Source organism: Paraburkholderia dinghuensis (genome assembly GCF_003837865.1).
GTDB classification, from domain to species: Bacteria; Pseudomonadota; Gammaproteobacteria; order Burkholderiales; family Burkholderiaceae; genus Paraburkholderia; species Paraburkholderia dinghuensis.
On sequence record NZ_RQIS01000009.1, the window covers coordinates 109,831 to 118,964 of the forward strand.

Annotated in this window: 6 protein-coding genes, 1 tRNA gene and 1 pseudogene; 7 read left to right on the forward strand and 1 reads right to left on the reverse strand. The window is 62.4% G+C overall.

What is annotated here, in order from left to right:
• Window positions 1–94: 94 nt before the first annotated feature.
• The 7 genes and pseudogenes from D1Y85_RS13915 to D1Y85_RS13945 all read left to right on the forward strand — a co-directional run.
• Window positions 95–1,312, forward strand: a complete 1,218-nt coding sequence (locus D1Y85_RS13915) for a BaiN/RdsA family NAD(P)/FAD-dependent oxidoreductase (protein ID WP_124151648.1) — start codon at window positions 95–97, stop codon at window positions 1,310–1,312.
• Window positions 1,313–1,393: 81 nt separating this feature from the next.
• Window positions 1,394–1,606 carry a 30S ribosomal protein S21 gene (gene rpsU / locus D1Y85_RS13920; protein WP_065059953.1) on the forward strand — a complete coding sequence of 71 codons (213 nt, stop codon included), beginning with the start codon at window positions 1,394–1,396 and terminating at the stop codon, window positions 1,604–1,606.
• 295 nt (window positions 1,607–1,901) lie between these two features.
• Window positions 1,902–2,348, forward strand: coding sequence for a GatB/YqeY domain-containing protein (locus D1Y85_RS13925; RefSeq protein ID WP_124151649.1), 447 nt, complete (start codon window positions 1,902–1,904; stop codon window positions 2,346–2,348).
• A 108-nt stretch (window positions 2,349–2,456) separates the two neighbouring features.
• A complete protein-coding gene (dnaG, locus tag D1Y85_RS13930; RefSeq protein WP_124151650.1) occupies window positions 2,457–4,328 on the forward strand; it encodes a DNA primase in 1,872 nt (623 codons plus the stop codon).
• Between the two features lie 115 nt (window positions 4,329–4,443).
• A complete protein-coding gene (gene rpoD, locus D1Y85_RS13935; protein ID WP_124151651.1) occupies window positions 4,444–6,867 on the forward strand; it encodes an RNA polymerase sigma factor RpoD in 2,424 nt (807 codons plus the stop codon).
• A 138-nt stretch (window positions 6,868–7,005) separates the two neighbouring features.
• Window positions 7,006–7,093, forward strand: a tRNA-Ile gene (locus D1Y85_RS13940).
• 236 nt (window positions 7,094–7,329) lie between these two features.
• Window positions 7,330–7,981 (forward strand): annotated as a pseudogene (locus D1Y85_RS13945) (transposase); the annotation flags it as partial.
• 530 nt (window positions 7,982–8,511) lie between these two features.
• Here D1Y85_RS13945 and D1Y85_RS13950 read toward each other — a convergent pair.
• Window positions 8,512–9,134 (reverse strand): porin (locus tag D1Y85_RS13950; protein WP_148089148.1); only part of this gene is annotated, 623 nt, incomplete at its 5' end.

Here is a 9,134-nt window from a genome sequence, read left to right on the forward strand (position 1 = left end):
GAAAGTATAGCAGTGCGGTCGAGCGCCGGCTGACCCGCCCGTGGCCGGCCGCGAGCCCTGCGACGGGCCGCCCCGGACAGGTAGAATGCGCGCCATGGAATCATTCGACATCGCCGTGATCGGCGCAGGGGCTGCCGGCATGATGTGCGCGGCGGTCGCCGGGCAGCAGGGGCGCCGCGTGGCGCTGATCGATCACGCGCCGCGCCTCGCGGAAAAGATCCGCATTTCGGGCGGGGGGCGCTGCAACTTCACGAATCTGCATGCCGGTCCGGCCAACTATCTCTCGAACAATCCGCATTTCTGCCGCTCGGCGCTTGCGCGCTATACGCCGCGCGATTTCCTCGCGCTCCTGCGCCAGCATCGCGTGACCTGGCACGAAAAACACAAGGGCCAGCTTTTCTGCGACCAGTCGAGCGACGCGATTATCGACGTCCTGCGCGCAGAGTGCGACGCGGGGCGCGTGGCCTGGCGCCGGCCGCTGCCGGTCGAAACGGTGAGCCACGCGGACGGTGCAGGCTTCACCCTCGGCACGCCGCAGGGCACGATCGCCGCGCGCTCGCTCGTGATCGCGACCGGCGGACTGTCGATTCCGGCGATCGGTGCGACCGATTTTGCGTACCGCGTCGCGAAGCAGTTTGGCCACAAGCTCGTCGACACGCGTCCGGCCCTCGTGCCGCTGACGTTCGCCCAGCAGGACTGGGCGCCTTACGCGACGCTCTCGGGCGTATCGCTCGAAGTCAACGTTGCGACCGGCGAGCGCAAGACGGGCGGCGCATTCGACGAAGACCTCCTCTTCACGCATCGCGGGCTGTCCGGTCCGGGCGTGCTCCAGATTTCGAGCTACTGGCAGCCGGGGCAGCCGATCCGCGTCAACCTGCTACCGGACCGTGACGCCGCGGCCGCGTTGATAGAGGGCAAGAGCGCCACCAGACGCCAGATCGGCAACCTGCTCGCCGAGTGGGTGCCTGCGCGACTCGCGCATGTCTGGCTCGAGGCCCATCAGGTGGCCCACGAAGCGCGCCTCGCGGATTTGCCGGACAAGACGCTGCGCCGCGTCGGCGAGGGGCTTTCGCAATGGACGCTCACGCCCACCGGTACCGAAGGCTACAAGAAGGCCGAGGTGACGCGCGGTGGCGTCGATACGCGCGAGTTGTCGTCGGCCACGATGATGAGCCAGCGCGTTCCGGGGCTGTACTTTATCGGCGAGGCCGTGGACGTCACTGGCTGGCTCGGCGGCTACAATTTCCAGTGGGCCTGGGCCTCGGGAGTGGCGGCTGGAGAGGCTGCATCCGCGTTCGTGGGGGCACTCTAAAGCAGGGCTTGACGTCCTGCCGTCTTTGTGAAATCCGTCTGCTATACTCGATTCTCTTTACCCCTGATCCGTTATTGGAAAATGACGACCATCCGTGTAAAAGAAAACGAACCGTTTGAAGTAGCCATGCGCCGCTTCAAGCGCACGATCGAGAAAAACGGTCTGTTGACTGAGCTTCGTGCGCGCGAGTTTTACGAAAAACCAACGGCTGAACGCAAGCGCAAGAAGGCTGCAGCGGTCAAGCGCCACTTCAAGCGCCTGCGCAGCCAGATGCTCCCGAAGAAGATGTACTGATTCCGGCGTCGCCACGGCTTGCTTTCGGGCTTACCCGCGGACTTACCCCGTGGGTTCAACCGCAGCACTTTGTGCAGCCGGTAGTATTACCGCCGGCCCGGTAGTCCGTGTGAAGCTAGCGTGGCCGCCCCTCTGGTGTGGTCGCAACCGCCGAGAATATGCGCCGACCCGCCTGGAAGCGTTTCCAGGCGGGTTTTTGTATTTGATATGATGTATGCGCGCTGAGCAAGGTATGCGGCCCCATCGCCTGGGTTGTTCCCAGGTATTTGAAACCCCAACGTATTTCAGGTGAATGATGAGCCTCAAAGACCGGATCAACGACGACATGAAAGCCGCGATGCGCGCGCGTGAGGCCGAGCGCCTCGCCACGATTCGTCTGCTGCTCGCCGCGATCAAGCAACGTGAAGTCGATGAGCGTGTGACGCTCGACGACGCAGGCATCACGGCTGTCATCGACAAGATGATCAAGCAGCGCAAGGATTCGATCAGCCAGTTCGAGGCTGCCGGCCGAACGGACCTCGTCGACAAGGAAAACGCCGAACTGAAGGTGCTCGCCGACTACATGCCCGAGCAGCTCTCGGAAGCCGAGATTGCGGCCGAAGTCGCGGCCGCCGTGGCTCAGGTCGGTGCCGCTGGCCCGCAGGACATGGGCAAGGTCATGGGTGTGCTGAAGCCGAAGCTGGCCGGCCGCGCCGACATGACGGCCGTGTCGGGGCTGGTCAAGGCGGCGCTCTCGAAGTAACGGCGTGCGGCTCGCACACGGCGCGGCCAGGCGTTCCTGGCCGTTTCGCCCTCCCGGCAACGGGCCGCAGGCCTTTGCCGCTCACGCAGCCGGAGTGCATCCGTCCCGATGATTCCGCATTCGTTCCTGCAGGATTTGCTGAACCGCGTCGATATCGTCGACGTGGTGGGGCGCTACGTGCAGCTCAAAAAGGGCGGCGCGAATTTCATGGGCCTCTGCCCGTTCCACAACGAAAAAAGTCCTTCGTTTACGGTTAGTCCAACGAAGCAGTTCTATCACTGCTTCGGTTGCGGCGCGCACGGCACCGCCATCGGCTTCCTGATGGAGCACGCCGGGCTTACGTTCCCCGAGGCCGTCAACGAACTCGCGCAATCGGTCGGGCTGACGGTGCCGCAGGAACCGTCGCCGGTACGCGGCGGCGGAGCGGGGAGCTCAGGCTACGCGTCGGGGCCGTCGAAGGCCGTCGCAACGGCGCTGTCCGACCTCATGCAGACAGCGTGCGATTACTACCGCAGGCAGCTGCGCAGCGCGCCCAATGCGATCCAGTATCTGAAAAAGCGCGGCCTCACCGGCGAAATTGCGGCACGTTTCGGTCTCGGGTATGCGCCCGATGGATGGCAGAACCTGGAGTCCGCGTTTACCAGTTACCGGGACGACGCACTGGTCGAAGCCGGGCTCGTGATCGTTAGCGAAAAACAGGACGCACAGGGACAGGCGCGCCGCTACGACCGATTCCGCGACCGGATCATGTTCCCGATCCGTAACGTCAAGGGTCAGGTGATCGGATTCGGCGGGCGGGTGCTCGACGGCGGCGAACCCAAGTATTTGAATTCGCCGGAAACGCCACTATTTAACAAGGGCAGCGAACTGTATGGGCTGTTCGAGGCGCGTCTGGCGATCCGCGAGCAGCATTACGTGCTGGTGGTCGAGGGGTACATGGACGTGGTGGCGCTCGCGCAGCTTGGATTCGAGAACGCCGTTGCGACGCTCGGAACCGCGTGCACGCCGATCCACGTGCAGAAGCTCCTGCGTCAAACCGACACGGTGATCTTCAGCTTCGACGGCGACTCGGCGGGCCGCCGCGCCGCGCGGCGCGCGCTCGACGCGTGCCTGCCCCATGCGGCGGACAACCGGACCATCCGGTTCCTCTTCCTGCCGACGGAGCACGATCCGGACAGCTATGTCCGCGAATTCGGCGCCGAGGCGTTCAAGGAGCAGGTCGATCGCGCGATGCCGCTGTCGCAGTTCATGTTGAATGAAGTGCTGACGGGCAAAGAGCTGGACCAGCCGGAGGGCCGCGCGCGCGCACTTTTCGACGCCAAGCCGCTATTGCAGGCGCTGCCGGCGAACGCATTGCGTGCGCAGATCATGCACATGTTCGCGGACCGGCTCGACGTGCCGTTCGAGGAAGTGGCGGCGCTGTGCGAGGTGGACGCGCGAATCGCCCGGGCGGCGCGTTCAGCACCCGCGCGCAAGGATCGGCACCTCGTGACCGGGATCGAACGCAAGGCGCTGCGCAACCTCGTGATGCATCCGCGGATCGTGGCGCAGCTCGAGGACGAGGCAGAACAGGCGCTGATCACGCTCACGCGGCACGGCGAACTGTTCGAGGAAGTGACGACGCACGCCCGGGCGCTGGGCGACGCGGCGGAGTTCCAACTGCTTTCCGACCTCTTGAGAAACGGGGCTAACGCCCCGACTTTTGAAGAGATTTTTCGGGAAATTCTGGACTATGATGAAAACGTCCGGGATTTGCTGATGAAAAATCCGGAAGACGGCGCGGTGGCTGAAGAACGGCGCGAGCAGGAACGGCTCTTGAGTGAGGAGCTGATGGCAGCGATCCTCAAGATGCGGTACGACGCCTGCTGCGACCGGCTCGACGTGCTTTCACGGCAATCGCGGCATACGCCGGAAGAACTGGCGGAACTGATGAAACTGAATCAGACGCGGGCTGACATGAAACGTCAGCTCGGCTTGTAAGGGAAGGGTCGCCTGGGAGGCCAGGTGACACGCGTGCTATAATAATAGGTTTTCAGCAGTTTGTTTTTGTTTTTTTCCGGGCGGATACCCAGTTCCCAGCAAGGACGGAATGGCAATGGCAAAGACTACGGGCGAGAAAGGCGGCAAAGCGGTCGAGAAAAAGGCGACAGGCAAAGTAACGACTGAGCCGATCAGCGAGGTCGCCGAGACTAGCCAGGTCGCCTCGGTCAGCGCCGCCCGTTCCGCCAGAAAGACGTCAGCGACCAGTCCCGAACCTGCTGCCCGGCAGAAAACCATGGCCGCATCGGCAACGCGCGTGGTGGCGCCACGCGCCGCGAAAGCTGCAACCCAGCCGGCCGCGAAGCGGTCCGGTTCGAGTAGTGCAAGGCAAGTGCCTGCCGTCGCGGACGATGCGACAGAGCACGAGGCGCGAGGATCCACGGTTCAAGAGGCTGCTGTCCAGCAGCCGCGAGTCGAGACTATGGCAGCTACGGCGAACTCCATGACGAAAAAGCTGAATGAAGTATCAGTCGATGACGACGCGACCCCGAGCGAAGACAGCGCGCCCGTCACGGGCAAGGTCGAAAAGGCCCGTGCGCGCGACCGGCGAGCGAAGGAAAAGGCGCTGCTGAAAGACGCGTTCGCGTCCTCGCAGCCCGGCACCGTCGAGGAGCTCGAGGAGCGTCGCGCGAAACTGCGAGCGCTCATCAAGCTGGGCAAGGAGCGCGGCTTCCTCACCTACGCGGAAATCAACGATCACCTCCCGGACAACTTCACCGAGACCGAGGCGATCGAAGGCATCATCAGCACGTTCAACGACATGGGCGTCGCCGTCTACGAGCAGGCGCCCGATGCAGAAACGCTGCTGCTCAACGACAACGCACCGAACGCCTCTTCGGACGACGAAGTAGAAGAGGAAGCTGAAGTTGCGCTTTCTACAGTCGATTCGGAATTTGGCCGCACGACCGACCCTGTCCGCATGTACATGCGCGAAATGGGTACGGTCGAGCTGCTCACGCGCGAGGGCGAAATCGAAATCGCCAAGCGCATCGAGGACGGCCTGAAGCACATGGTCATGGCGATCTCCGCCTGCCCGACCACGATCGCTGACATTCTCGCGATGGCCGAGCGTGTGGCGAACGACGAGATCCGCGTCGACGAACTCGTCGACGGCCTGATCGACCCGAACGCTGAGGACACCGACGGCTTCTCCGCGCAGGAAGCGGAAGAAATCGAGAACGAGGACGAAGAGGCGGAAGAGGAAGAAGAGGAAGAGGAAGAAGACGAAGGCGCCGCACAGGCGACGGCCAATGCGGCCCAGCTCGAAGCGCTCAAGCGCGCGTCGCTCGAGAAATTCGCGCTCATCAGCGAATGGTTCGACAAGATGCGCCGCGCGTTCGAGAAGGAAGGCTACAAGTCGAAGTCCTACCTCAAGGCGCAGGAAACGATCCAGAACGAACTGATGGCGATTCGCTTCACGGCTCGCACTGTCGAACGTCTGTGCGACACGCTACGTGCGCAAGTGGACGAAGTGCGCCAGGTCGAACGTCAGATCCTGCACACGGTCGTGGATAAGTGCGGCATGCCACGCTCGGAGTTCATCGCGCGTTTCCCGGGCAACGAAACGGACCTTGAATGGACGGACAGGATCGTCGGCGAAAGTCACGCCTACAGTGGGATCCTCTCGCGCAACATTCCGGCCATTCGCGAACAGCAGCAACGCCTGCTCGACTTGCAGGCGCGCGTCGTGCTGCCGCTGAAGGACCTGAAGGAAACCAACCGCCAGATGGCTGCCGGCGAGCTGAAGGCACGCCAGGCGAAGCGTGAGATGACCGAGGCCAACCTGCGTCTCGTGATCTCGATCGCGAAGAAGTACACGAACCGTGGCCTGCAGTTCCTCGATCTGATTCAGGAAGGCAACATCGGCCTGATGAAGGCGGTGGACAAGTTCGAATATCGTCGCGGCTACAAGTTCTCGACGTACGCGACGTGGTGGATCCGTCAGGCCATCACGCGCTCGATCGCTGACCAGGCGCGCACGATCCGCATTCCGGTTCACATGATCGAGACGATCAACAAGATGAACCGTATCTCGCGGCAGATCCTGCAGGAAACCGGTCTCGAGCCGGATCCGGCAACGCTTGCCGAGAAGATGGAGATGCCCGAGGACAAGATCCGCAAGATCATGAAGATCGCGAAGGAACCGATCTCCATGGAAACGCCGATCGGCGACGACGACGATTCGCATCTGGGCGATTTCATCGAGGACACCAACACGGTTGCACCTGCGGACGCCGCGCTGCATGCCTCGATGCGCGACGTCGTGAAGGACGTGCTCGATTCGCTCACGCCGCGCGAGGCGAAGGTGCTGCGCATGCGTTTCGGTATCGAGATGAGCACCGATCACACGCTCGAAGAGGTGGGCAAGCAGTTCGACGTGACGCGTGAACGGATCCGCCAGATCGAGGCAAAGGCGCTGCGCAAGCTGCGTCACCCGAGCCGCTCGGACAAGCTGAAATCGTTCCTCGAAGGCAATTGATGTGCGCCATGGTATGCGCACGTTGCGCGTATGCCATGGTCAGACCGGGCCTCTTTCGTGTAGTATGTCGGCCTGTCGTCGAGTAAGGCCCGGCCTTTTTCAGACCGGGCTTTTTTGTTGGTGCTTTTCTAGCATCGTGGGCCGGACGCCGTGCTGGTTGCAGGCAGCGGACTCATAATCCGCCTCCGAAAGGACACCGTGGGTTCGACTCCCACCCGGCCCACCATAAAATTTCGTTGTACTTCAAGCGTTTAGGTCAGCGCCAACTGAACCTAACCCCCCTGTGCCCAAAGAATCCGCCGGGCACTGTGCCCAGAGTGTGCCCCACTCCGGGCTCTTCACTTCACTGCGACTAGCCGCGGACCACCTTTCTCGACGCCCATCAGCACCGCGTCTGCATGCGGCATCAGATGCTCTGGCGCGAGGTGGCTGTAACGCAGCACCATCTCATACGACGCCCGACCGCGCCGGCGAGTCTGGTGCGAACGCTGCGGCGGGCCGAGACTGGAGAAACTGGACTGGCTGGGCCGTTTTCAAAGAGTGACCGAGCTGTCTGCCAGGGCTTGCGAAAAGCTGCTGCAGGCGGCCAGCGTGCAGGCGGTGGCCGCCTTCTATGATCTGGGCTGGCACGGTCAAATCGATCGACAAGATGCGCCTGCGCTCACGCGTGGCCGAGCCAGACTGGTCGAGCATCAGCTATCTGGCGATGGACGAGTTTGCGCTCCATAAAGCCCATCGCTATGCCACGGTGGTGGTTGATCCAGTTGGGCGGTAGGTGCTCTGGATCCGCCCGGGGAGCTCGCGCGAAACGGCCTAGGCCTTCTTCGAGCAGCTACCCGAAGGTGTCGCCGGGTGTATCGAAGTGGCTGCAATCGACATGACGATGGCCTATGAGTTGGGGATCAACGCGCATTGCCAGCAGGCAGAGATCGTCTATGACCTGTTCCACGTTGTCGTCACGTACTGGCGCGAGGTCATCGATCAGGTGCGTGTCTATCAGGCCAACCAGCTTCGCCATGACCGGCCAGCGCGCAAGGTCCTGAAGTTCAGCCGTTGGCTGCTGCTGCGCAACCGCCACAATCTGAAGTCTGATCAGTCGGTGCACCTGACTGAAGGGACGTAAGTGATCCAATATCGACGTCTGTCCAATGCGACTCTGAGGGAGGAGCATAGGTGTCCACGTACGTTTGAGGTGGACATTGATGCTGAAGAAGACCCGGAATTGAGAGTCGTTCGATAGATCAGGGACGGCCGTTGCCGCCACGACGAAAAAGGCAAACGCGCATTGGTGGAGGCTGCATTATGCCGGGCGTGTCGGTGACCCGCTTGGCGCAAGAGCACGGGGTCAACGTCAAGCTGTTGGGCAAGTGGACTACGAAATACCTGATGGAGCGCGCGAAGAGCATCTTGCCAGCGACACAGGGCGGCCCTGACGACGTGCCGCCTTCGGGTGAGGTGACTGACGGCGTGGCGGTCAATCTTCCAGGTTCTCACACGCTCGTCGCTACCGCGGCAACGCCACCCGCGTTCGAGCCAGTCGTTTCGGTACCGGTAGCGTCGACTATGGAAAACACGCCGTTTTCCGTGAGGAACGACGGCGTGTGTCTCAAGGTCGCTGCCTGGCGCCAGGCAGCGAGGTTATGCTCAGAAGCGGTGGCGCAGCCCGACTGCAGCGCCAGCCTGATTCGCTGTTGTCGACGGCGACAGAATACCCGCGATCGATGTTGTGTTGCTGATCGCGGAGCCCTGATCGTTGTTGTACATGTCGCCCGATGCGTGTTGATAAACCCCGGCGAGGTACACATCAGTGCGCTTGGTGAGCGAGTAATCCAGCGCCAGCGTGACCGAATGCCATTTCGGATCGCTCGACGTCGTGCCGGAGCCCGACGTCTTGCCGAAGGTGTACGTATAGGCACCCAGCACGGCAAGTGCAGGCGTGAGGTTATAGATGCCGTTCAGCTCGACATTGTCGAAGCGGGCGTCCAGTGGAAGCGCCACGCCTGCGAAATGTGTTTGCTGGAGCTTCGTGTGCGTCCAGAGCACGCCGACCGTCGCCGGACCAAACGCATACTTTGCGCCTACACCGAAGACGCGATGCACACCTGCGGGCAGCGCGTCATCCGCCGCGGCACCAGCAGAATTCAGCGAAGCGGGATCATTGTTTAACTGGTCATAGGCGGCGGCAACCTTGAGCGGACCGTTCGAATAACCTGCGCCGACACTCCACGCGCGTCCGTTGGCGAACTGGCCGGGGTCATTGCTGAACC